Source organism: Paraburkholderia podalyriae, assembly GCF_014397785.1.
GTDB lineage: Bacteria > Pseudomonadota > Gammaproteobacteria > Burkholderiales > Burkholderiaceae > Paraburkholderia > Paraburkholderia podalyriae.
The window spans coordinates 1-23,387 of the sequence record NZ_VZQQ01000002.1 but is presented as its reverse complement, the minus strand read 5'-3'; the positions used below and the strand labels follow the sequence as shown (position 1 = coordinate 23,387).

At 59.4% G+C, this 23,387-nt stretch carries 16 protein-coding genes and 3 pseudogenes; 13 read left to right on the top strand and 6 right to left on the bottom strand.

Annotation, left to right across the window (positions count from 1 at the left end; translation table 11 throughout):
* Positions 1-38: 38 nt before the first annotated feature.
* The 4 genes from F6X42_RS02415 to F6X42_RS02400 all read left to right on the top strand — a co-directional run bounded on the left by F6X42_RS02415 (position 39) and on the right by F6X42_RS02400 (position 4,674).
* Complete coding sequence (locus F6X42_RS02415; RefSeq protein ID WP_187632682.1) at positions 39-1,370, top strand: MFS transporter; 1,332 nt, start codon at positions 39-41, stop codon at positions 1,368-1,370.
* A 1,371-nt stretch (positions 1,371-2,741) separates the two neighbouring features.
* Positions 2,742-3,206 (top strand): hypothetical protein, encoded by a 465-nt coding sequence (locus F6X42_RS02410; RefSeq protein ID WP_187632681.1) that lies wholly within the window; start codon positions 2,742-2,744, stop codon positions 3,204-3,206.
* A gap of 9 nt (positions 3,207-3,215) precedes the next feature.
* Entirely contained in the window at positions 3,216-3,908 is a 693-nt protein-coding gene (locus F6X42_RS02405) for a nucleotide-binding protein (RefSeq protein ID WP_187632680.1), read from the top strand.
* The gene (locus tag F6X42_RS02400; protein WP_187632679.1) at positions 3,901-4,674 is read left to right on the top strand and encodes a hypothetical protein; all 774 of its coding nucleotides are present in this window, start codon (positions 3,901-3,903) and stop codon (positions 4,672-4,674) included. Before F6X42_RS02405 ends, F6X42_RS02400 begins: the two co-directional genes overlap by 8 nt.
* On the opposite strand, the gene F6X42_RS02395 is transcribed toward F6X42_RS02400, so the two are convergent.
* From F6X42_RS02395 to F6X42_RS02385, 3 genes are read right to left on the bottom strand one after another with little or no spacing between them, the layout of a single operon-like run.
* Positions 4,575-4,820 carry a hypothetical protein gene (locus tag F6X42_RS02395; protein ID WP_187632678.1) on the bottom strand — a complete coding sequence of 82 codons (246 nt, stop codon included), beginning with the start codon at positions 4,818-4,820 and terminating at the stop codon, positions 4,575-4,577. The genes F6X42_RS02400 and F6X42_RS02395 overlap by 100 nt on opposite strands.
* On the bottom strand, positions 4,817-6,817 hold the full coding sequence (locus F6X42_RS02390; RefSeq protein ID WP_187632677.1) for a ParB/RepB/Spo0J family partition protein: 2,001 nt from the start codon (positions 6,815-6,817) through the stop codon (positions 4,817-4,819). Before F6X42_RS02390 ends, F6X42_RS02395 begins: the two co-directional genes overlap by 4 nt.
* Entirely contained in the window at positions 6,754-7,620 is an 867-nt protein-coding gene (locus F6X42_RS02385; RefSeq protein ID WP_187632676.1) for a DUF932 domain-containing protein, read from the bottom strand. Before F6X42_RS02385 ends, F6X42_RS02390 begins: the two co-directional genes overlap by 64 nt.
* Before the next feature lie 508 nt (positions 7,621-8,128).
* Here F6X42_RS02385 and F6X42_RS02380 point away from each other — a divergent pair.
* The 8 genes and pseudogenes from F6X42_RS02380 to acuI form a co-directional block, all read left to right on the top strand.
* Positions 8,129-8,439 (top strand): annotated as a pseudogene (locus F6X42_RS02380) (IS66 family transposase); the annotation flags it as partial.
* A gap of 286 nt (positions 8,440-8,725) precedes the next feature.
* On the top strand, positions 8,726-9,634 hold the full coding sequence (gcvA, locus tag F6X42_RS02375; protein ID WP_184010116.1) for a transcriptional regulator GcvA: 909 nt from the start codon (positions 8,726-8,728) through the stop codon (positions 9,632-9,634).
* Positions 9,635-9,921: 287 nt separating this feature from the next.
* Positions 9,922-12,420: a CoA transferase gene (locus F6X42_RS02370; protein WP_187632675.1), complete on the top strand. Its 2,499-nt coding sequence runs from the start codon at positions 9,922-9,924 to the stop codon at positions 12,418-12,420.
* Between the two features lie 377 nt (positions 12,421-12,797).
* Entirely contained in the window at positions 12,798-13,889 is a 1,092-nt protein-coding gene (locus F6X42_RS02365) for an ABC transporter ATP-binding protein (protein WP_187632674.1), read from the top strand.
* Positions 13,890-13,928: 39 nt separating this feature from the next.
* Entirely contained in the window at positions 13,929-14,966 is a 1,038-nt protein-coding gene (locus tag F6X42_RS02360) for a polyamine ABC transporter substrate-binding protein (RefSeq protein WP_187632673.1), read from the top strand.
* A 52-nt stretch (positions 14,967-15,018) separates the two neighbouring features.
* The gene (locus tag F6X42_RS02355) at positions 15,019-16,281 is read left to right on the top strand and encodes an ABC transporter permease (RefSeq protein WP_187632672.1); all 1,263 of its coding nucleotides are present in this window, start codon (positions 15,019-15,021) and stop codon (positions 16,279-16,281) included.
* 4 nt (positions 16,282-16,285) lie between these two features.
* Entirely contained in the window at positions 16,286-17,125 is an 840-nt protein-coding gene (locus F6X42_RS02350; RefSeq protein WP_187632671.1) for an ABC transporter permease, read from the top strand.
* Positions 17,126-17,337: 212 nt separating this feature from the next.
* The gene (acuI, locus tag F6X42_RS02345; RefSeq protein WP_281393909.1) at positions 17,338-18,279 is read left to right on the top strand and encodes an acrylyl-CoA reductase (NADPH); all 942 of its coding nucleotides are present in this window, start codon (positions 17,338-17,340) and stop codon (positions 18,277-18,279) included.
* A 113-nt stretch (positions 18,280-18,392) separates the two neighbouring features.
* Here the strand turns inward: acuI and F6X42_RS02340 are convergent, their stop codons facing one another.
* The 3 genes and pseudogenes from F6X42_RS02340 to F6X42_RS02330 all read right to left on the bottom strand — a co-directional run.
* Positions 18,393-19,904: a CoA-acylating methylmalonate-semialdehyde dehydrogenase gene (locus tag F6X42_RS02340; protein ID WP_187632933.1), complete on the bottom strand. Its 1,512-nt coding sequence runs from the start codon at positions 19,902-19,904 to the stop codon at positions 18,393-18,395.
* A 155-nt stretch (positions 19,905-20,059) separates the two neighbouring features.
* The gene (locus F6X42_RS02335; protein ID WP_187632669.1) at positions 20,060-21,217 is read right to left on the bottom strand and encodes an iron-containing alcohol dehydrogenase; all 1,158 of its coding nucleotides are present in this window, start codon (positions 21,215-21,217) and stop codon (positions 20,060-20,062) included.
* An 873-nt stretch (positions 21,218-22,090) separates the two neighbouring features.
* A pseudogene (locus F6X42_RS02330) lies at positions 22,091-22,381 on the bottom strand (IS1634 family transposase); the annotation flags it as partial.
* Positions 22,382-22,442: 61 nt separating this feature from the next.
* Between F6X42_RS02330 and F6X42_RS46370 the strand changes: the two are divergent.
* Positions 22,443-22,821 (top strand): annotated as a pseudogene (locus F6X42_RS46370) (transposase); the annotation flags it as partial.
* Between the last annotated feature and the right edge of the window lie 566 nt (positions 22,822-23,387).

The following is a 23,387-nucleotide window of genomic DNA, read 5'->3' as shown; positions in this document are numbered from 1 at the left end:
TTGACTGTTGAGAGAAAAACTGTAAAGGAGACGCCCTTATGAAAACTGACACGATGGGCTTGGTGGCTGCCGGCCCGCATGCCGCGCAGACAAGCGGTATGGCGGATCTTCGCCGTGTGATCGCTGCGAGCACAGCCGGTAGTGCAATGGAATGGTACGACTTCAGCATTTACGGTACGGCATCCGCATTGATTTTTGCTGACCTGTTTTTCCCTGGGCTAAGCAAGGCGGCCGGGCTCCTGGCCATCTTTGGCGCGTATGCGGCGGGCTTCTTCGCACGTCCCTTTGGAGGATTATTCTTCGGATGGCTGGGCGACAAACTGGGACGGAAAGTCGTACTTGTTGCTACGGTTCTGCTGATGGGCGGATCAACGTTTTTTATCGGGTTGTTGCCGACGTATGCAACAGCGGGCGTATGGTCAACCGTGCTGCTTGTGGCACTACGGCTGCTTCAGGGGTTTGGCGCGGGAGCGGAGCAGGCGGGCGCTTCACTAATCGTGTCGGAGTTTGCGCCGCCAGCCCGGCGCGGCTTCTACGCAGCCCTGCCATTCGCCGGCTGCATTCTTGGAATATTGCTTGCTGGCGCGATGTTCACACTCGTACAGCGCTTGCCGAAGGATGAGTTCATGTTGTACGGCTGGCGGATTCCCTTCCTGTTTAGTGCTCTGGTGGTGTTCGCCGGCATCATTATCCGGATGCGGGTGAAAGAGAGTCCCGTGTTCCAGGAAATCCGCCGATCTGGCCAGGTAAGCGAACGTCCGGTGAGGGACTTGCTTTCCGAGTCGCCTCGAACGCTGCTCGTCGCATTCGGGCTACGCGTTGGGGAGAATGGTTCATCCTATCTGTACCAGGTGTTCGCCCTCAGTTATCTCACGAAGATACTGCTTGTTGACAAGTCGATTGGAACGCTCGGGATTACGGTTGCAGCAGGCTTGGCGATTGTGACGATTCCGCTGATGGGCTGGTTGTCGGATCGGTTTGGACGTCGCTTGATGTACCGGCTTGCGGCGCTGTTCACCTGTGCCTGGGCCTTTCCCGCCTTCTGGCTGTTCGAGACAAAGGATCCGTTGTTGATCATCGTAAGTATGGCTCTGGCGATAGGCGTTGGCGTTTTCGGGATGTACGGTATCCAGGGAGCGTACTTTCCGGAGTTGTTCAGCGCGCGTTTCCGCTATACAGGTGTTGCCGTGAGCAAGGAGTTCGCTGCCGTCGCGTCGGGTGGCGTGGCACCCTTCATTGCCGCTGCATTGATTGGCTGGTCACACGGTGCCTATTGGCCGATAGCGCTGTATGTCATGGTTCTGGCGGGCATCACGTTCGTTGCGACATTTTTTGCACCGGAAACGCGCGGGGTCGATCTGAACAGCTAGTGTTCTGCTGTTGTGCTGCAGGTCGACACACGTCGGGAGTTGCAAGGAGAACGTTAAGGACGTCCGCTCAGGACTCGGCGCCTCCGCTCACAGTTCTGTCTCGCATATGAAGCGCCAGAGCGCGACCGTCTTTCTCGCTGGCGATGAACGTTTTATATCCTGGAACCGGCGGTAGTGTCGCCCAGTCGCCGCCAGCGTTCGAACAGTTGTCCCGCTTGGTAGCGTCACTGACGCGCCGGCGGGATCCGGTACGGCGTCTGCGCGTGATCAGGACAAAGCGCTTGCAACATCTGGTACGCGAATCTACCTAAAGCCATCCGCAATTTGCAAAAACGAGCTTTGTGATCGTTCGGACGCAATTCGGTGGGCTCACATGGGAACTTTACGTGCGAGCACTGCGTTGGATCCGGAAGTTGGTTGCTTGGTCGCCGCCTGTGTGATTTTACATAAAAGAAATGAGCAAAAATTTTGGTTGTAGCGGCTATATCCTATTGTCGTGTTTTGTGTAGGGCTCAGTGTTGGGCATTCAGTTCAGTGCGTCGGCGACGAATGCAACTGCGACGAGCACTATGACGACTCGGAAGCGGCGCGGATGAAACTCTGGAATTCGAGCGTTGGCCCCTTGGGCGCCCGAAACCGGCGATAGGCTATCCTGCCATACCTCGTTTCAATGTCCGTTTTTATCTCCCGGCTAAGCGCTTTCAGCGAGGTTGGCCGGGAATTTCCGTAAGGTGGCCAGATGCGTCCGCGGGATGCACCCCATGAATCCGCTGTTCTTCTTTTGCTCGACGGCACACCGTATCTCATGGTGCGGGATGTCGATTGAACGAGTCTGCATACTGGGCAGGCGGATTTCGGCGTAGTGATCCGGTCCACTGCCGCTACCCGAATGTCAGATGTCTGCGAGGGCCGCGGCTGGAGTCGGTGATCGCACGCGCTGAATCGGCAACGTCGATTCAGCTTCGGGCGGCTGTTGATCTCCTAAAATCTCGCCGGTCTTTCCCAAAGATATGCAGGCAGGGCTATCGGGAGTTCGTAGAGTAAGGGATACAGTCTGCGGGACTGTCGTGTCTCTATCGGCTCGCAGTTCCATTGTGTGAATCCTGATGGCCAGAACGATTCAGCCCGTTGCCTGTGATCGTTCTGCGCCTGCGCCGTCGTGAAGTTTGCCCGGAATCCCTTCGCTACGTCTTTCCGGACATCGGCCCGGTCCGTTGCTCGTGCCAGACGTGTCCAAAATATTTCTTTTATTCCAACGCGATCCATCTGATTCCATGATGTTCCGATAGCGAAAATCCGGCCAAAAACAGGTGTTGACGAGGTCTTCCCGAGTGAACAAGATGGGATAAAGAGAGCACGACGGAGCGAGCCATGCCAGTTGCGAAAAGCTATACCAGGGCGCAATGGGATGAGCTTGTCCGCGCTCTGGAATCACTGCCGGTCAAGCCAGAGGCCGAGCAGCGCGTCTCTATTACCGATGCGATGAAAGAGATGCGTCTGGTAATCGGTGCGGTGAGGAAGAAGGGATATACGCTGGAAGAAATCGTTGAACATGCACGGAAGAAGGGCGTTGATTTTAGCGTTGGCTCTGTCAAGTACGCGTTATACCCATCGAAGAAAGACAAACCAGCTCGACAGTCTGCAAAGGAATCGGCACGAGACAATGCCGCGCCATCGCCTCGTACGAAGAAGGTAAGCAAGGACGATGTACCGCGCGCGGAGGCTGTCAGAGAAAATCCAAAGCAGGATGCGGGAGAGATTGTCAGTAGGCCGGGAAGCATGGTGATGCGTGACGCGTTCTCATTCGAGATCAGGCCTGACACCGAGAACCTTTAGAGGATTCAAATGGACATGACGACTTACCCCATCTATCTCGTTGGTGGCAGCAAGGGCGGCGTAGGCAAGAGTTTTGTTGCGCTCGCGCTGGTCGATTATCTGCTACGGCGGGATATTCATGCGGCGCTTGTGGAAACGGATACCTCCAACCCAGACGTGATGAAAGCAGTCCAGGATGATATGCGCTGCATTGCCTATAACCTGGACGATGCAGACGGCTGGATCGGCCTTGTCAATTTCTGCGACGAGCAACGAGACGCAGCGATCGTTGTCAACACGGCGGCGCGGAGCCAGACGGGTGTTGAGCAGTTCGGGGCGACACTGGCCGGCGCGCTTGGCGAGCTTCGGCGCCGGCTTGTTGTCCTGTGGGTGATCAACCGGCAACGCGACAGCCTTGAATTGTTGAGCGCTTTCAACGAGACGTTCCCGGACGCGGTGATGAACGTCGTACGCAATGGCTACTTCGGTCCGGCGGACAAGTTCACGCTGTATCAGGGGTCGCAGCTTCGCCGTTCCATCGAATCGCGCGGTCACTCACTGGATTTTCCTGATCTTGCGGATCGGGTCGCGGACGAGCTTCGCAGTCAGCGCATGTCGATTCGCAAGGCAGCGGAGACGATGCATATCGGTGAACGGGTCGAGCTATTGCGTTGGCGTTCGTTGTGCGATGCCATGTTCGCCAAAGTAACGGTCGATGGATAGCAGGCAGGGCAGGCCGGTGGACGAGCTCGCCTGTCTGTTTCTCGACGTCGCGGGCGAATTGCCCGACGATGCCAGTGTGCTGCGAATGCGTCGGGTATCGAGTGCGCTCAACCTCCGCGACAACGATGCGCTGTGGTCTGTGCTGGTCATGCTCGAGCACTACGGGCGACTCTACGAGGCCATGCCGGAGCGCATCCGGCAGGCAGGCGCGGGCAGTCTGGATGTCGTGCGGACGGAGGCGCGGGCAGCGACGGATGCGTTGATGACGCAGCAACGTGACGCGCTCGCGCGCTGCAAGGCCACGATTGAACTGGCCGGGCAGATGATCGATGAACATGAGGCGCGCTACCGGGCCGCGCTTGCGGCGCTGAACGATGAGGCGCTGGCTACACTCACGCAGCGGGCGGCGAATCACATTGCCCGCGTTGCCGGTAACCGGCTCGTGGGGGCGACGGCTGTCGCCGTACGTGACCAACAGAAACGGATCGATACGACGCTCACGTCATTCGAGCGCGTCGCCCTACGGCGGCTCGTGCGGGCGTGCTATGGGCTGGTCGTCGGCGGACTGATTGTGATGCTGCTGGCCGCGGGCGCAGGCGGGCTGGCCGGATGGTGGGCTGGCGTCCATTGGATACGGGCAGACGGCTCGCCGTCTGCCAGCATGGGTTATACCTCGTCGGTGTCACCCTCCATGAATTCAGCGGCGTGGCGGAGCACGTCTGCAGCCGCGTCGTTTTGGTCGAAGGCGATCATCGGTGCCCGGTAGCCTTCATCTTCGGCGCGGGCAAGGGCCATCTCGTAGTGCTTGCCTTCGTTGTATTGCAGATCGGTGGCTTCAACGAAAGTCAGGGAGAGGTCGGGCGAGCCTTCGGCATTGATGGTGAGCACGGCCATGCGGATGCGGTTGGTCATGATGTGTTCCACCGGTTCAAGTCTGGCAGGCGGCGCATTCGGGCTTGCCGCCTGCCTCGTCCCGTTGCCGGGGCGAAAGGTGAAATCACGCTACGAGGGGGGCCGGATTGCGCGCTGTTCATGCTGTCCGAAGTCGGGTACGGCCACGACGTCAGCGGGCTACTGGCGACAGGGGCGGCTTCTGCGCCGGCGGGCGTATCGTTGACGTGTTCCGTGCCGTTACCGGCATCCGGCTCAGCATCGACGTCTTCGTCTTCCGGTGTGTCGTCCGCGCCGTTGCCGGTATCGCCCGCATCGGCGCCGTCTTCATCCTCGTCACGGTTTTCCCGTGACGGCGTGGCCGGGGCTTCGCGATCGGTGAGTATTTCCGGGAGCCATGCCACCTTTGCGAGCCGAAGCTCGGCGGCGGCTGCCGCGTCGGTCTTCTTCATCTTGTTGAGGTCGGTGGCGGCTTTCGGTGACACGGCAGCGGAGACAACGTCCGCGATGCGTGCCTTGCTGACGTGATCGAAATACGTCGCACGCGTCGGCGTCCAGTACCGGGTCATGTCGAGGTTCAGCGCACCCGCAAGCGTGTTGATCGCATGCGGTTTTTCCTCGCCCGCGATGCCGTCGAGCAGGGTGCCGGTGCAGAATGCAAGCAGGTCGAGCAGCGTCGTGACGGGGTCCTGTTCGATCAGCCACGGCAGCAGGTCCGCTCGTCTGGCAGGCAGTTCATCGATCCAGCGCGTCCGCTGCGTCTCGATGGCGTTCCACGCGGGGCTGGCGGGCAGGTCGTCGGCCGCGCGCAGCAGACTGTCGTGGTTGTTCTCGCCGGACAGTGTGAGATAGCTGGGCGCAGACGTGTGCCCGAAGTGCTCGGGCAGTGCCTTCGGGGTCAGGTAGTGCAGCAGGGCGACGAGCGCCATGGCGGGCTGGGCGACCAGTTCCGCGTGGACGGCAGCGGTACGGTGCGCCGTCAGCCGCTGGCAGAGCTTCGCGCTGTGGACGGGTTTGATCTTCGGAGCCTTGGTGGACGGCGCGTCCGGGCCTTCGGCTGCGGCGATGCCGGTGACGGTTGCCCCTGCCGCGTCCAGTGCCGCGCTGTTCTCGCGCCGCACGAGGCCGCGCTCGATGACGAACTCACCCTGCGGCCCGACAAACACGAATGCGCCCGTCTCGGCCATCTGATGCGTGTCCCATGCGAGCGCTCGGTTTTCGAGTGCGATGAGCATCGCATTGACCCGCTCAATTTCGTCGTTGAGCCGGTCGGCTTCCTCATAGGCGCTTTCGTCGTCCTCCGCCAGTGCTTCGATTTTTTCGGCGAGTTCGTCCTGCTGCGCGGTGAGGGCGTCCATTTCGCGCTGCTCGTCCTCGTTGTACGGGCGCTGCACCGGGCGCAACCTGCCGTGGCGGTTCAGTTCGACAAAATCGCGTTCGATGAGCGTTTCCGTCCAGCCCCATCCCTCGGCCCGCACTTCGGCGGCGGCAGCGTCGAGCTTCTGCACCAGTTCGGCGTCGGCGATGTAGCCCGAGTTTTCGTCGTCGCTGAACGGATCGCGGCGAATGTAGCCGCCCGCTGCTTCATAGGCGGCGAGGCCGACGAATCGGACGAGGCGGCTGCGGCTCGCATCGATTTCGGCGCGCGTGATCGCCTGTCGCAGGTAGTTCGGCTGGCGCTGCCACTCGTTCGCGTCGGACCAGATGTGTTCCTGCGTTTCGTGGTCGTCTGCGAGGGCGAGTGCGGCAAGCTGTTCGAGCGTGATCGCGTCCTCGCGCAGCTTGGCGAGCAGCTTGGGCGATACGTTGGCGAGCTTCATGCGCCGCTTGACCGTGAGCGGCGAGGCGGAGAAAAGCGCCGCGATGTAATCGACGCTATGCCCTTCCTCGGCCAGCATCCGGTATGCGCGCAGCACGTCGAACGGGTCGAGTGCTTCGCGTTCGCTGTTCTCGATCAGCGAAATGGCGAGGGCTTCGCCTTCGCTGACGATTCGCACCGGCACCGGATAATCGGCCACGATATGCTTCTGTTCGAACAGCAGGTCGAGCGCGGCTTCCCGGCGCTGGCCCGCGCAGACGCCATGGCGCGCCCGCTGCGAGAGCGCCCGTGCAGGCCGCCTTTGGTGAGGTTTTCCTGCACCCGGTTAAAGACCGTCCAGAGATCGTCGTGGCGATCTTCGAAACGGCGCGGCACCAGTAGCTGACTTTCGATGACCGGGGCGGCTGCCTCGGCGTCGGTCGGGTCGTAGCGCAGGGCGAGGGCGGAGCGGGCGAACGCATGCTGTTCGTCGAGGTTCAGTTCGACGGCTCGCATACCTTCCTTCTGCTCGCGGATCAGGTCGAAGCCGTCGAGCACATCGAACGCGCCGTTAATCACGTTCTGTACGACGTTGCCTTTGTGCGGTACGCGAATATCGGCGATGTTCTCGCCCGCGACCATGCCGTTCTGACAGACAAAGCGGAACGTGCCTGCGAGCATCTGGTAGCTGCTGGTGCCGTCATGAGAATTCAGCAGCACGATCTCATCGGCTTCCTCGCCAGTGATCTGATCAGCATGGCGAAGCCGCAGCATGTGCTTCGTGAATTCGGGCTTGCCCTGATCGCGCACGCGGGTCTGGCAGATCATGAACGGTTGGAAGCCTTCGTTCCGAAGACCGCGCAGGACGTCGATGGTCGGAATATAGGTATAACGTTCCGAACGGCTTTCGTGCTTGCCATCAGCGAAGATGGACGGGGCGACGCGCCGGATCTGATCGTCTGAAAGCGGCGAGTCAGCGCGCAGCATCGGGGAGCCGTAATGGAAAGAGGAAGCGAGTTGCATGGCAGTCTCCACAAGTCAAGGTTGAGGACCTGAACCTGGCGATGGAATGTGGTTTGCCGTTGCGGCTGGACACGTTCCGGTGGAACTCGGGGTTGGCTTTGCTGCCGCCTGGCTCCCTGGTTCCCGCCCGTGCGACTCGAGGAGCCGATAGCGGGCAGGCGTCAAGGAAAAAGGCGAGGGAGGGGTGCGGGCAACACGGTCCCTCGCCCCTTGATGCGTGGCCGCTATCGGCTACGGTCGCGGGTCAAGGGCGGGGAGCTGGGAGCCGGGTGCATGCCGTGCCTCGGGTTGACCGGGCAGGGTTTGGCGCAGGACCCGCGGCGATGTGATTGATCGTGATACCGAAATAGACAGTGGGGTATGGCCGTGCCGCGGCTTGGTGACCGAGACGGGATTGAACGAGGCACGCGGCCCGGTTCATACTGCGACAGCTCGCTGTCTTCAATCATCCCTGCAGTCCATCTGCCGTCGTTAGGGGCGCCGCAGGATCTGCGGCTGTTCAAGAGACTCACCGGGTAGAAAGGGCATCCATCCTCAAACGCATCTCGCCAGCTTCAGGGGATCCTGCAAGCGGACGCTTAAGCGGGCTTCGACGAGCTGTTTCGCGATGGCTCGATACGTGAGGCGGCATGCCATGCCCACGCAAGGAGAAAGTTCTACGACATCCATGTGCGAACGCCGTCCGACACGACGCAAAAGGCGCTCGAATATATTGGCGGTCTCTATGACATCGAGGCATCCATTCGCGGCAAGCCTGCGGCCGAACGGCTGCGAATACGCCAGGAGAAAGCCAGACCCCTGCTTCAAATCTACGAAGCCTGAGGACTGACTCGAGCGTACCGTCTTCGCAATACAGTGTCAGTGCGCTCCACTGGGTTAAGCGAGTAGTTGATCGCCTTGGCCGTATCGTACTTCGACGACAGGCTTGTCATTTCAGAGTGTTCGAAATTCCGCGCTAACATATGTTCGATTGCCCAATTGGAGTGAGCACGCACTCGTCGACGCCTGGGAACGCCGCAGCGTCCGCGGGTCTAGTGGATCCTGAGTTGCCGCAACACCCAACTAATCCACGAAGTCGGACAGCTTTAGTCAAACGGCCTGCAGAATGAGAAAACGATTACCTCCGCTTAACTGGTTGCGCGCATTTGAATCCTCTGCCCGGCATCTCAGTTTCACCCATGCGGCGACAGAGTTGAGCCTGACCCAGGCGGCGGTAAGCCAACAGGTGAAGGGACTCGAGTCGCAGTTGGGGGCAGTCCTCTTTAAGCGCTTGCCAAGAGGACTCGAGCTCACTGAGGCCGGGCTAGCCTATTTGCCGGTTGTCCACGAGGCCGTAGAGCGACTGGCGGCCGCAACTGAAGAGATCTTCGGGCAAGGTCACGGCAGAGTCCTTACCGTTCGGGTCAGCCTGGTGTTTTTTACCCATTGGCTGGCAATGCGCTTACCCGACTTTCGTGAACGCCACCCCGAGGTCAATCTGCGTATCACCAGCAACATATGGGGGGGCGATTCGAGCGTGACCGACGTCGAAGCCGATATGGAAATCCGCTATGGACATGGAGAATGGACGGGACTCAAGGCCGAGCGGCTGACCTGGGATACGTTGCTGCCGGTCTGCGCCCCATTCTTGCCCTCCGAACAGGCGCCACTGGCTACTCCGAAGGATCTCCGTCACCACGAACTACTCCACGTCCTGGGCTACGAGGAGGGCTGGGGATACTGGTTGAAGAAAGCAGGCGCGGGACAGGTCGACTCTTCGAAGGGAATGCAGTTCGATACCTTGATCTCTGCTTTGAGAATGGCCGAGCTTGGTCAAGGGGTGGCCTTGGCGCGCTCGTCGCTGGTCCAGTCGATGCTGGACACCGGGCAACTGATAGCGCCTTTCAAATCCCGGCTTACGACCAGTGAAGCTTTCTACCTGGTCTATTCTCCGCACAGCATCGTCAACCCTGATGCCGCGGCGTTTGTGGCCTGGTTGAGTGCGAAGGCCCAGGAGGGGCGTGCGCGGAACTGATCAGGCAGGTTGACATCGCACGTCCATTTCGCCGGGCTGCCAGTGATCGACTGGCCATTTTCCTGCGCGTTCACTCCAGCGGCCTGAGCCATAAATAAAACAACCCCATCCTCGTTTTTTTTATTGCTTTACCGGCTCCCCGTTGTATCCGACAGTGATCCCGAGTTCGTCGCCAAGGCCACTCGCCTCACATTCGAAATGCGGTTGATTGGTGCTGGCGGCGACCCACCACAATGATGACCTGCGTTTCGGAAGATCTGCAGGTCCTGGAGATGAGTCGGTGAGCCATGGGAAAGCATAATCAACTGCCTTTTAGCGGCGTGAAAGTCATCGACTTTGGCCAGTACATCGCCGGCCCGGCCGTGGCGATGATCCTGGCGGATCTCGGCGCCACCGTCATTCACATCGATCCCCCTGCCGGGCCGCTTTGGGACAGCCCGGCCAATGCCGTACTGAACCGCAACAAGTATTGCTTGCAGCTTGACCTGAAGTCCGCGCAGGGGCTCGAGGCGGCCATAGCATTCATCGCGCGTGCCGATATCGTGATCGAGAACTTCCGGCCGGATGTCATGACCCGGTTGGGCCTGGACTTTGCCGAGCTGCGTCGTCAAAGGCCCGAGCTCATTACGCTGTCCATCCCTGGCTTCGCCAGCAACGACCAGTTGCGTCGTCACTGGCGCGCCCTCGAGCCAATTATTGCGTCGGCCTCCGGGGTATTCACCGATATGGGTCAGAACCGCGTACTGATGGGGATAAACCCGAGCTTTTCGCCGCTGCCGCTAGCATCGTCCTACGGCACCATGCTGGCTGTCTCCGCGGTGGCACTCGCTCTGCAAGCGCGGGAGCGCACGGGAGTGGGTGATCAAATCGAGGTACCTCTGGCCGCGGCGGTGATGGAGGGGCTGTCTTACAACTCGATCAAGATCGAAGGTTATCCCGAACGCTACAAGACCTTGCGTGAAAAGGAAATTGAGCGGCGGCGGTCGGAAAATCTTCCGATGAACCTCAGCTACGAAGAACTGCAAGAATATCTCGATCCCTTTTACCGCACGTACGAGTGCGCGGACGGTCGCAAGTTCTATGCGGTATGCCCGTCACACCGCTCGCACGCCAGGCGTTGCCTTCAGGCGATGGGGTTGTACGAGGAAATGCTATCTGCCGGGCTGCCGACAGTGAGCGACCCATACCTTCCTCTCTGTCAGTGGGAGGGGGATGCCTCACTCGGTGTCTACCCGTTGCCTGACCATTGGGCCCGGCGCATTTCGGCACGCATGAAGGAGGTGTTCCTGACCAAGACAGCGACCGAGTGGGAAAAAATTTTCGGCGAAGGCCGTTTTCCCGGGGCACCCCACCTCTCGACTCAGGAGTGGTTGCACGACGAGCACGCCAACGCCGCTGGTCTGGTGGTCGATGTCGACGACCACCAGTACGGCAACATGAAACAGCCTGGCGCGATCGCCTGGCTGGAAGACAGTGCCGAACTGATGCTCTCACCCGACGCACGCCGCACGGTGAGTCTCAAAGAAGCCCTGGCCATCCTGGATGAGTGCGCGCCCACGGCACTGCCGCCCCCATCCGAACAGCATGTTGGCGGCTGGCTTGACGGTGTGCGTGTCCTCGATCTGACCAATGTCATCGCGGGTCCGCATTCGACCTCCTACCTCGGCCGGTTCGGCGCCGACGTTATCAAGCTCGACCCCGTAACGCCCAACTATGATCCCTGGAACACAGTGGTCTTTGGCATGTCTTCGGGCCGCGGCAAGCAAAGCGTCCTGGTCGACCTGAACCACCCTGACGGACGCGAGGTGTTTAACCAATTGGTTCGTTCGGTTGATGTGATCGTGATGAATGCACCGGATCGTCAACTGGCACCTTTGGGTCTTGACGAAGCCAATCTCCAGGCCGTCAACCCTGGCGTGATCTTCTGTCAACTGGATTGCTTTGGGGGACCGCGTCGCGGCCCGCGGACCGATTATCTCGGTTACGACGACTTGATCCAGGCCGGCACCGGCATCATGCTGCGCTTCGGCGGCGGCATGGCAACGCCAGAGGAACACGCTCACGTCGGAACCATTGACGTGAATTGCGGGTTCGCTGCAGCGCTCGGCGTTGCCGCCGCTTTATATCGCAAAGCCAGAACCGGCCAGATCAGCCGTGCCCGGACCTCCCTGGCATCGCTCGGCAACCTGGTGCAGATTCCCTTCTGCTACGACTACCCAGGGCGGGCCCCGTTCGATGAGCCTTCCGGCCGTAGCGCCCAGGGCTTTGGCAACCTGTCACGCTTCTTTCGGGCCGCGGATGACTGGTTGTATGTGGACGCCAGCGCAAAGGAACTGGACAAGCTAGACGCCGTAGAGGGGCTGACGGGCATCCGCGGCGCGGCGGATCCCGCAGCGTTTCTCAGCTCCGCGCTCGCCACGGCCTCAGCCGAAATCTGGCAGACGCGGTTGCAAGCGGCCAATGTGGCGGCAGCCGTTCCGGACAATATCGACAACTTGCGCGAACGCTACAGCCGCCCTGCAGACAATCGTCCGGGCATCGATAACGGCAGCTATTCCTTCAGTGTGTATGCCGAGCATCCGAGTGGACGACGCGTCACCCAACTCGATCCTTTTGCGATTCGCCCTCACGTTGCTCCGATCTGCGCACTGGCGCCAGCACAAAAGTTTGGTGCCTCGTCCCGAGGGGTTTTGCGCAAGATGGGCTACAGCGATACCCAGATTGCGACGTTGATTGCGCGAGGGGCGGTCGGCGAAAGCTGGTGCGAAGAGTACCTGCCCAGCTGAACACGTCACCGTTGCGGGCAAGCCGGAACAAATCGCGACCGTTCCGCTGATGTGTGGACGCGGCCGATAGCAGCAAGCACCCGAGAAGAAAAAAGGCTGTAGCGAAGGGGTGTTCGAATATTTATAAGATTGGAGACGAAGATGCATGTACGACACCACACGCTCGCGGGTACCGAAAACACCCGGCGAGGCGCAGGAATCGTTATCGAGAACCTCAACCGAGCGACGCAGCACATGGCGCGAAGACGCCCATGGCGAGGCACGGGGAAGGAGGTGCCCTGTGCGCCTCCCTGTCGCCGCAGCCGAGCTGCAGACACAGCGCTACCGCCTGCGCTGCCAGGTGCCTTCCGCACCGAAAGACATTGAGGGTAACGATCATGCAAAACCAGGGCAACACATTTGTGAGCTTCCGCCATGTTCGGAAGACATACGACGGAGAAACACTCGTCGTCAAAGACCTGAATCTCGACATCCAGAAGGGGGAGTTTCTCACTTTGCTCGGTCCGTCCGGCTCGGGAAAGACCACCTGTCTCATGATGCTCGCCGGGTTTGAATACCCAACCGATGGAGAAATCTGGCTGGACGGTCAGTTGCTCAATCGTATTCCGCCGCATAAACGCGACATCGGAATGGTATTTCAGAACTATGCACTCTTCCCACACCTGACCGTCGGACAGAACCTCGAGTATCCCCTCAAGGTTCGCAAGATGCCGCCAGACGAGCGGGCCGCGCGCGTCAAGCGGGCGCTCGAGATGGTCCACATGGAAAAGCTGGGTAAGCGAATGCCAGGTCAGCTATCAGGCGGTCAACAACAGCGAGTGGCGCTTGCGCGTGCGTTGGTGTTCAACCCAAAGCTTGTGCTGATGGACGAACCGCTTGGCGCGCTGGACAAACAGTTGCGCGAGCACATGCAGATAGAACTCAAGGCATTGCACGAATCCCTTGGCCTGACCTTTGTGTACGTCACACACGATCAAGGTGAGGCGCTCACGATGTCAGATCGAGTAGCGGTCTTTGATCAGGGGGTGATTCAACAGCTCGACCAGGTCGACTCGCTCTACGAATCGCCGACGAATCTGTTTGTAGCCAACTTCATTGGTGACAGTAACCGGGTGGAAGGCACCGTCGTAAGCCGGGATGGTAATTATTGCGAGTTGCGCATTGCAGACGGTACGACCGTACGTGCGCTGAATGTTGCCGGGCTCAATGTCGGTAGCCACGCCACAGGGGTGATCCGTCCCGAGCGGCTCTCGATTGGACGGCAATCCGAACAGCAGCGCAATGTCATCAACAGCGAAACGCTTGGGATGATCTACTTCGGCGATCACGTCCGGCTACGCTGCCGCTGCCCCGGAGAAACAGAGTGTTTCGTGAAGGTTCCGCTCGGGCAGGACGGGGCGGCCCATGTCCAACCGGGAAATCGAATCGCGTTGTCGTTTCATGAAGATCATCTGAGAGTTTTCAATTGACCACGCGTAGCGAAATCACCTTGTGCCAAGGAGAACGAAATGAGGTTCTTTAGAAATACGGTCGGCGTGGCTGCCATGATGTGTTGTTCCGCTTTCGCATTGGCGGACGGCCTTACGACGGTCAATTACGGTGGCGCCGTGGGGAACGCCGAGAAGGCTGCCTGGGTTGAACCGTTCTCGAAAGCGAGCGGTATTCCGACGAATGCGATTGAGTACACGGGCGAAATGGCCAAAGTCAAAGCGATGGTCGACGTCAAAGATGTCACGTGGGATGTCGTTGAAGTCGAGTCGGCAGACATCGGACGCGGCTGTCAGGACGGACTCTTCGAGAAGCTCGACTGGTCGAGGATCGCGAAAAAGGGTGATCTGTTGCCTGGATCGGTGACTCCCTGCGCTGCCGGCACATTCGTCTGGTCGACCGTGCTGGCATACAACCCGACGCTGACGAAGGGCACGCCACAGGGCTGGAAGGATTTTTGGGACATCAAGAAATTTCCTGGCAAGCGTGGCATGAAGAAGGAGGCGCGTTATAACCTCGAATTCGCACTGATGGCAGATGGCGTTCCGGCGAAAGACGTGTACACCGTGCTGGGCACGGAGGCTGGCGTCAATCGGGCGTTCAAGAAGATGGACGAACTCAAGCCACACATTCAGTGGTGGGAGGCTGGCGCACAGCCGCCGCAGTTCCTGGTCGCCGGTGACGTTTCGATGTCCACCGCGTATAACGGCCGCATCGACGCCGCAATGCGGGCAGGGAACAAGAACCTGGGTATCTCGTGGGACCAAAGCGTCTATGAGCTGGACTTCTTCGTGATTCCGAAGGGCTCAAAAAATAAGGATGCAGCCGAGAAGTACCTTGCCTACGTGCTCGAACCTCAGGCTCAAGCTACGTTCGCGCAGCACATCCCGTACGGACCAACCAACAAGGGCGCTTTAAAGTTGCTTGATGCAACCACTCTTGCAAACCTGCCTAACTCGCCGAAGAACGGCAAAGACGCTATCCCCAACGACGTAGAGTTCTGGACCGACCACGGCGACGCGCTGGAACAGCGTTTCACCGCGTGGGCAGCGAAATAACGCGAATCGCGTACCCATCGCTCGAACGCATGGGTACGCGAAGGAGAGAGACATGAGTGCGGTAACTACTCAGCAGCAGGATTGGCATTTGCGTGAGCTCAAGCGATCGCTCAGGAACGTCAATTTACGTAAGCAGATGGCGGCGCTGGCGCTGGTCGCTCCTCTCGCTATTTTCATTTTTCTGGTATTCGTGATGCCCGTTGCGTCGATGATTTCGCGGTCGATTCAGAGTCCGGAAGTCGTTGACGCGTTGCCAGACACGACGGCGGCGCTGCGAAACTGGGATCGGAAATCGGCAGTTCCGGATGACGCTTTTCGCGGACTGATGCTGGATATCGAGCGCAACGGCGGGAACAACAGTTCGGGTACCGCTGCCGGTCGACTGAACGGGCAGAAGGAGGGTTTCCGTTCGTTGTTTTACAAGACTTCGAGCGCACTTCCGTTCGGCGACGATGATTCAGCGCTGCCTGCGCACGAGGTTCGACAAAAGCTGATCGAAATCGACAGGCGTTGGGAAGATCCCGGTTACTGGCAGGCAATCGCTAAAGATTCATCCCGATACACAAGCCAGTATCTCCTCGCGACGACGGACTACCGTCGCAATTCTGCCGGTGACATCGTTCCGGTTGATCCAGGCGCCTCGGCATATCAGGAGGTATTCAAGCGAACGTTCGTGATTAGCGGCCTGGTAACGCTCGCCGCGCTGCTCCTCGGCTACCCCCTGGCATACTGGATCTCCAGTCTGCCGGCGAGTAAGGCAAATCTGCTGATGATTCTGGTGCTCCTTCCCTTCTGGACTTCGATCCTTGTGCGGATCTCCGCCTGGATCGTCATCCTTCAAGGATCCGGCCTCGTCAACAAGGCGTTGCTGTCGCTGGACCTGATATCGTCTCCATTGACACTGCTGTTCAACCGGACGGGGGTGCTGGTCTCGATGACTCATATCCTCCTGCCGTTCATGATCCTGCCGTTGTACAGCGTCATGAAATCGGTGCCAGCCAGCTATACGAAGGCAGCGATCTCGCTGGGTAGTCACCCGTTCGGCGCGTTCTGGAAGGTCTACTTTCCGCAAACACTGCCGGGAGTCGGCGCCGGCGGACTGCTGGTATTCATCACGGCGTTGGGCTACTACATCACTCCCGCATTGCTGGGCGGAGCCGGCGACCAGATGGTGAGCTACTACATCGCGTATTTCACGAATGTGGCCTTGAACTGGGGGATGGCGTGCGCACTGGGAGCGGTTCTGCTTCTCGTGACGTTGATTCTTTTCGGTGTTTATCGAAAGATCGTCGGCAACGAACTGAAGGTAGGTTAGGACCATGAAAACGACCGTATCGCGTTTTGCACCTTATACATCGGCTCCCGAGATCGCGTGGCACTACTTTTTGCGATCGACCAATGTCATGATCCTGCTGTTTCTGGTCTTGCCGATACTGGTGATCATCCCGCTTTCTTTCACGGACAATACATTCCTGGTCTATCCGATACACAAGTTCTCGTTCAAGTGGTACCACAATCTGTTTACGTCGATTGACTGGCTTCGTGCCGGAAAAAACAGCTTCATCATAACCCCGCTTGCCACGATCCTGGCCACTGTCCTCGGGACGTTGGCCGCGTTAGGCCTCAACAAGGCGACGTTCAAAGGCAAGGGCGCGCTGATCGGCATTTTGATCTCGCCGATGATCGTGCCGGTGATCGTCACTGCCGTCGGGATGTATCTGTTCTTTGCGAAGTGGGGCTTAGCCGGGTCGTACCTTGGCCTGATTTTCGGTCATACCGCTATCGCTGCTCCATTCGTGGTGGTCACTGTCAACGCCACCCTTGCCGGGTTCAACCAGAATTACGTGCGCGCGAGCCTGAGCCTCGGTGCGTCGCCCGTCACGACGTTCTTCTCCGTCACCCTGCCCATCATTGCGCCGGGCGTTATTTCTGGAGCCCTGTTTGCATTCGCCACGTCGCTCGATGATGTCGTCATCACGATGTTCATCGCGGGTCCGACACAAGGTACACTGCCGTTGCAGATGTTCATCGGCCTCCGGGAAAACATTACTCCGACGATTGCTGCCCTTGCGACAATTCTGATTGTATTTTCCAGCCTGCTTCTGGTGACGATGGAGTGGCTGAGGTCCAGAAGCGCGGCGCGACAGATAGCGACGTGACATTGCTTGCCGTGGCACCTGTCGCCTTATGCCCGTGGAAGCCGTCGGGCATGGCGTAGTGGTACATCCTTGAATGGTTTATGGTGTCCGGATGTACCATTTCGCCTTGCCTGCCCGCCTGCGTTCACCGTCAGAGAGGACAAGCATGGCTTTTTCAGCCCTTTATCTGCAGCAGAATGACAGCGGTTTTTCGGCCGGGGTTACCAGCCTCGATGACCGAACCCCTCGACGAGCATCCCCTCGCAGCCGGCGAAGTGCTCATTCGTATCGCGCACTCGACGCTTAACTACAAGGACGCGCTAGCGGTCACGAACCGCGGTCCGGTCGTACGCGCCTGGCCAATGGTCGCGGGTATCGATGGCGCCGGTGAGGTGGTGACATCGACAGATTCTCGCTGGAAAGCGGGCGATATTGTCCTCGTCAACGGATGGGGCCTCGGCGAAACACACTGGGGGTACCTCGCAGAGAAAGCCCGCCTGAAGGCCGACTGGCTGATTGCGGTACCGCGGGGACTATCAACGGCCGAAAGCATGGCAATCGGGACGGCCGGCTACACGGCGATGCTATCCTGCCTTGCGCTGGAACAGGCCGGTGTCAAGCCGGCCGACGGTGAAGTGCTAGTGACCGGCGCGAGTGGCGGTGTGGGCAGCGTGGCAATCGCGCTATTGAGCAGTTGGGGATTTACGGTCGTGGCGTCGACGGGCAAGCCGGAGCAGGCGCATTTTCTGAAGCGTATCGGCGCCGCCGATGTGGTCGATCGGGACACGCTGTCGGCAGCCGGCAAGCCGTTGCAGAAAGAACGCTGGGCGGCGGTTGTGGATTCTGTCGGCTCGCATACGCTTGCCAACGCATGCGCACAGACGAAATATGGCGGCGTCGTGACGGCGTGTGGTCTCGCGCAAGGCACGGAGTTCCCGGCGAACGTTGCGCCGTTCATTCTGCGCGGTATCAAACTGCTGGGCATCGACTCGGTCATGTGTCCGATCGCTCATCGTCAGACAGCGTGGAATCGGCTCGCTGCGGATCTGGATCGAGCAAAGCTCGCCGAACTCACGCACCGAATAGCGTTGCACGACGTGCCGGAGGCAGCCGTGCAAAGGATGGATGGAAAGCTGAGGGGTCGAACGGTTGTCGACATTTGCCGCAGCGCATGATGTTGGGCGCTTCCGTTCGGATTTGAAGGCCTGCGACTTCAGGACCGGTGGTGTGCTCTCCCGTGCCGGGATGTGACAGCACGGGAGCAGCAGCGGGTTTTGCAGTGGAAAGACTACCTCGCCGTCGGCATCGCGAATTCTGCACCTTGCTCGATACTCTCCGGCCAGCGTTGCATGATTGACTTCTGACGCGTATAGAACCGGACGCCTTCCTCGCCATACGCGTGCGTGTCACCGAACAAGCTGCGCTTCCAGCCGCCAAATCCGTGCCACGCCATCGGTACCGGGATCGGTACGTTGATGCCAACCATTCCCACCTCAATTCTCCGGCCGAACTCGCGCGCGATGTGTCCGTCGCGAGTGTAACAGGCGACGCCATTGCCGAATTCGTGCGCGTTGACCAGGTCGACGGCCTCTGTAAAGTCCTTCGCACGGACGCATGACAGCACCGGTCCGAAGATTTCCTCTTGATAGATTCGCATCTCGGGCGTGACGTGGTCGAACAACGTGGCACCGGTAAAAAAGCCTTCCTCGTGCCCCGGAACTTTGAGGCCACGTCCATCGACAACCAGCGACGCGCCTTCTTCGACGCCAATCGCGATGTAGTTTTCAATGCGTTCCAGCGCCTGACGTGTGACGATCGGCCCCATCTCGGCGTCGGGCTCCGTGCCGTTCTTTACTACTACGGAGCGTGCTCGATCAGCGAGCCGCGGAATCAGCTTGTCCGCAACGTCGCCTACGAGGACTGCGACCGAGATCGCCATGCACCGTTCCCCCGCGGAGCCGTAGCCTGCGCCGACCAAAGCGTCGACGGCTTGATCAATGTCAGCGTCGGGCATCACAACCATGTGATTCTTCGCTCCGCCAAGCGCCTGGATCCGTTTTCCGTGCTTTGCCCCCGTCTCGTAGATGTAGTTGGCGATCGGCGTCGAACCGACGAAACTGATCGCTTTTACGTCAGGATGCTCGAGTAGCGCATCCACGACTACCTTGTCCCCCTGCACGACGTTGAACACTCCGTCAGGCAACCCGGCTTCCTGCAGCAGGCGGGCCATGTAGAGCGACGCTGAGGGATCACGCTCGCTGGGCTTCAGAATGAACGCATTGCCTGCGGCAATCGCAATCGGAAACATCCAGCAAGGAACCATGCACGGAAAGTTGAAAGGCGTGATTCCCGCGACAACGCCGAGTGGTTGCCGGGTCGTCCAGTTGTCGATGTCGGTCGACACCTGTTCCGTATGGTCACCCTTCAGCAATTGCGGAATGCCGCAGGCAAACTCGATCACATCGATGCCCCGTGCCACTTCGCCTTGCGCATCGCTGAACACTTTTCCGTGCTCGGCGGTCATGATCGCTGCCAGTTCGTCCTTGTGCTGGTTCATCAGTTCGAGAAAGCGGCGCATGACGCGCGCGCGACGGATGGGTGGCGTATTACTCCATCCCTGGAACGCCTGTTTCCCCGACGCTACGGCGGCACTTACGTCGGACGCGTCGCCGAGGTGCAGCATGCGTGCCGGAGAACCGGTCGCGGGGTTGAATATCGGCTGCTTTCGAGTGCCTGTGCCTGGCACGCGGCGACCGTTGATGAAGTGAACCACGTCTGCGTCGTCGTTGAAGGGCTGCATTTCATACTCCTTGCTGGGATCGGAACAGGCTCTAAGGGCCACAAAAATGGGCGATGGGAATAGGGTTCTGCTTCCCGATGCCAAGAGTTGTTGTCGCATCTGAATGACCTTCACTTCGATAGATCAGATGCGGTTTTTTTGAGGTGGGAATTTGCTTACCAGAGACCGCGGTAGAGCTCGACCATTTCCTCGACCGAGGGCACGCGTGGGTTATTGCCAGGCGAGCCGGAGGCCAGAGCCTGCCGTGCCATGGTCGGCATTAAGCTGAAGAAGCGCTCGCGGTCGATACCAAATTGTTCGGGCGTCGGCACCTGAAGGTCATCGTTGATCGACCGCAATTCAGCGAGCAACCTGGCGTTGGCGGCCTGCGTACTGTCCTGCCTGTCGGCCACGCCTATGGCACGAGCGCAATCACCGTAGCGTTCTTCCGCCGCCGGGATCGAGAACGCGGTCACACTGGGCAGCAGCATGGCGTTGGACAGCCCATGGGGAACGTGGAAAAGGGCGCCGATCGGTCGACTCATGCCGTGTACCAGCGCCACGGACGCAGCGGAAAACGCCACACCGGCGAGCGTCGAACCGAGCATCAGGGCTTCGCGGGCGGCTGTATCCTGGCCGGATCGATAGGCTTTACGCAGATTGGGGCCAATCAAGCGCATGGCCGCCAAAGCCTGACTGTCGCTGTACAGGTTGGCTTTCTGGCTGACGTAGGCCTCGATCGCGTGGGTCAGCGCATCAATACCCGTATCGGCGGTGACGCGCGGCGGCAGGCTGAGGGTAAGGTTATAGTCAACCAAGGCTGCCACGGGCATGAAACCGATGCCCACACAAAGCATTTTTTCGTCGTTCTGCTCGTCAGTGATGATCGTGAAACGGGTCACTTCCGAGCCGGTTCCCGCAGTGGTGGGCACCGCGACAATGGGCAACCCAACCTCGGTAACAATGCGCGGAAATTTGTAGTCGCGCATTTCTCCACCATGCTTGGCAAGAATGCCAATCGCCTTGGCGCTGTCGATCGGACTGCCGCCGCCCAGTGCAATGATGCTGTCGTAGTCTCCTGCGCGAGCCTTTTCCACGCCAGCTCGAATCGAGTCAACCGTGGGCTCGGGGACCGTATCAGCGAAAATTTCGGCTGTCATGCCATTGGCGGCGAGATTTTCCTGAATGCGCCCGGCATAGCCCAGCTGCACCATCATCTTGTCGGTGATGATCAGAGGTCGACTGCAGCCGAGAGTCGCCAGAACCGTGGAAACTGTCTCGCTGGCGTTGGCGCCGACCTGAAGGATGCGCGGCAAAATCACTTGGTTAGACATATCGAATCCAGTATTAATGTCGGTTAAATATAAAAAGCTATCCGGGATCTAATCATTAATTGAAGTCTTCGTCTCGATGCCTTGTCTTTTTGATAATTTAGATAATAAAGCATCGATATCTTTGATATTGGGAATGGTGAAACTTTCCGGAGCGGTATGGTTTTCGGTGTTCCTTAATTCCCAGTTAGGCATCACCTGTTCGAGAGGTCCCTGCAGGCGTGCATCGCGATGACGCAATAAATCCCGCGTCATTAATAGAGATAGCAGCAAGGTGATATGCCCATGGCCGGGCCGGCCGTGTGTTGGCCGAAGTGAATGGCCCCTGACTTCGTAAGCCGGTAGTTGATTAAGCTTCTGTCCATATGACTCATCGACTCGTCTCCCGGACCCGCAGATTTTCTGCAATGCAGGTCATCATTGCCATAGGTAGCCGTCAGCACTGATCAATCGCGTTTCGGCTGCAAGCTGCCGTGGCGGCGCGCTGAGGTTACTGTCGGGTAGAACGAGGAGCGGGTAAAGCAATAAAAAAGACGATAATGGGTTCGCTTTACTTATGGCTTTGGCCGTCGGGGGCGAGGTGGAAGGCTATTTTTGCCCATCCCCCGAAATCTGAAATCGTCCGAAAACCGCTGTCAGGCTTGGCTTTGAGGGGTGTACTGCAGCAAAAATTGCCGACCGGTTTATTCTCCACATCGGGAATCGAACTCCCGCAAGGCGTATTGCAAGTCGAGGTCACGACTGCTGTTCTTGCCATCCTTCGGTCCGGGCTGCTCGTCGAGGGATTGCTTTAGCCCGAACTTTGACCAGGCCGCCAAGACAAGCTGTTGATTTTTTCGCTGTTATGCGTGCGCGGGCGGGACGGGTACTGGGTACAGGATTCACTTTCAGAAGGCGGAACGCCTGTTCCTCAATGGGTGTGGGCCGGGTCGGCATGATGATCCTGGCGTCCGGATTGCGGGGCGTGTGGCAGACGTTGTACGTGAGCGTGGCCAGGTCATCGAGCAAGGTGCGGAAGCTATGGACCGGCAACCCATCCTCCGTGCGCCTGGTGGCGTCCTTGGCTTTCGCCTGTTCCGAACGCTGAGCCCAGGCCACCGGTGAAGGCCGCGCCGCACGCGCCTGCTCGACGTATTCATCGTCAAAGAGCATCGGCTTTAGCCATCTCCAACCAGCGTAGACAGCGTCAAGCAGCATGGTCGGTCGTGATAATTGTCGCCGCCCACAGCGGCTCATCGCGCTCGACGACCGCAGCCTGACCTTCCGCTGGAAGGACTATCGTGCCAGCGGCCGCACACGCCAGAAGACCATGACGCTTGAGCCACAGGAATTCATGCGGCGCTTCCTGCTGCATGTGCTGCCTGGCGGCTTCCACCGCATCCGTCACTGTGGCCTGCTCGCCAACCCGGTGCGGCGGCAGAACCTGGCGACGATACGCACGCTGCTGCACGCTCCGACAATCATTGAGGCCAGCGAAGACGTGTCACCACACGTCACGGCACCGACCTTCGTATGCCCGGCACTGCGGCGCACCGATGGTCATCATCGATATCCTGCTGCGCAGCCAGCCGATTCGCGCGCCGCCTGGGGTCAGAGGTAATGCATGAACCTGAATGATCCGGGATGTTCAATCCAACTGTCGGCTCTTCGGCAACGAGCGCCAACAGGAGACGTTTGCGTGCATGGCACCAGGCAGACGTTGCCGCCTTTGCAAGATCAGACAAACGCGCTGTGCGACGGCATCGGGACCGCATCGGCATCAACCCAGCCTCAGCTTCAACCCATCATCGCGTGATCCCGTGGGTCAGGGCATCAGTTCAATCCCCATAGCCGCCTCGGTACACTCCGCGGTTTCCTCCCTCGAGCGTTGTCCAACGCCTGCCCGCATGCGTCGTCATGTACTCACACGGCAGCAGACAAGGGCAGGCGTCGAACAACGTGTGAGTTCGCTGATGCGGGAAGCTGACGTCCGGCTGCTCGATGTCGCGACCGTCAGCAATCCCCACATTGCTGACGTAGAGCCGAGCCCGCCCCAATGTCGGCAAAGGCCGAACGGACTAAACCGCTCGCGCGGTAGGGGGCTACGGCCCGACTCTGGCGGCGAATGGGAGGCGAGTGGCGCCGGTGCTTATGTTGGTGGTTGAGGCAATCCGCCTCGTCCTCCAGCAGGAGT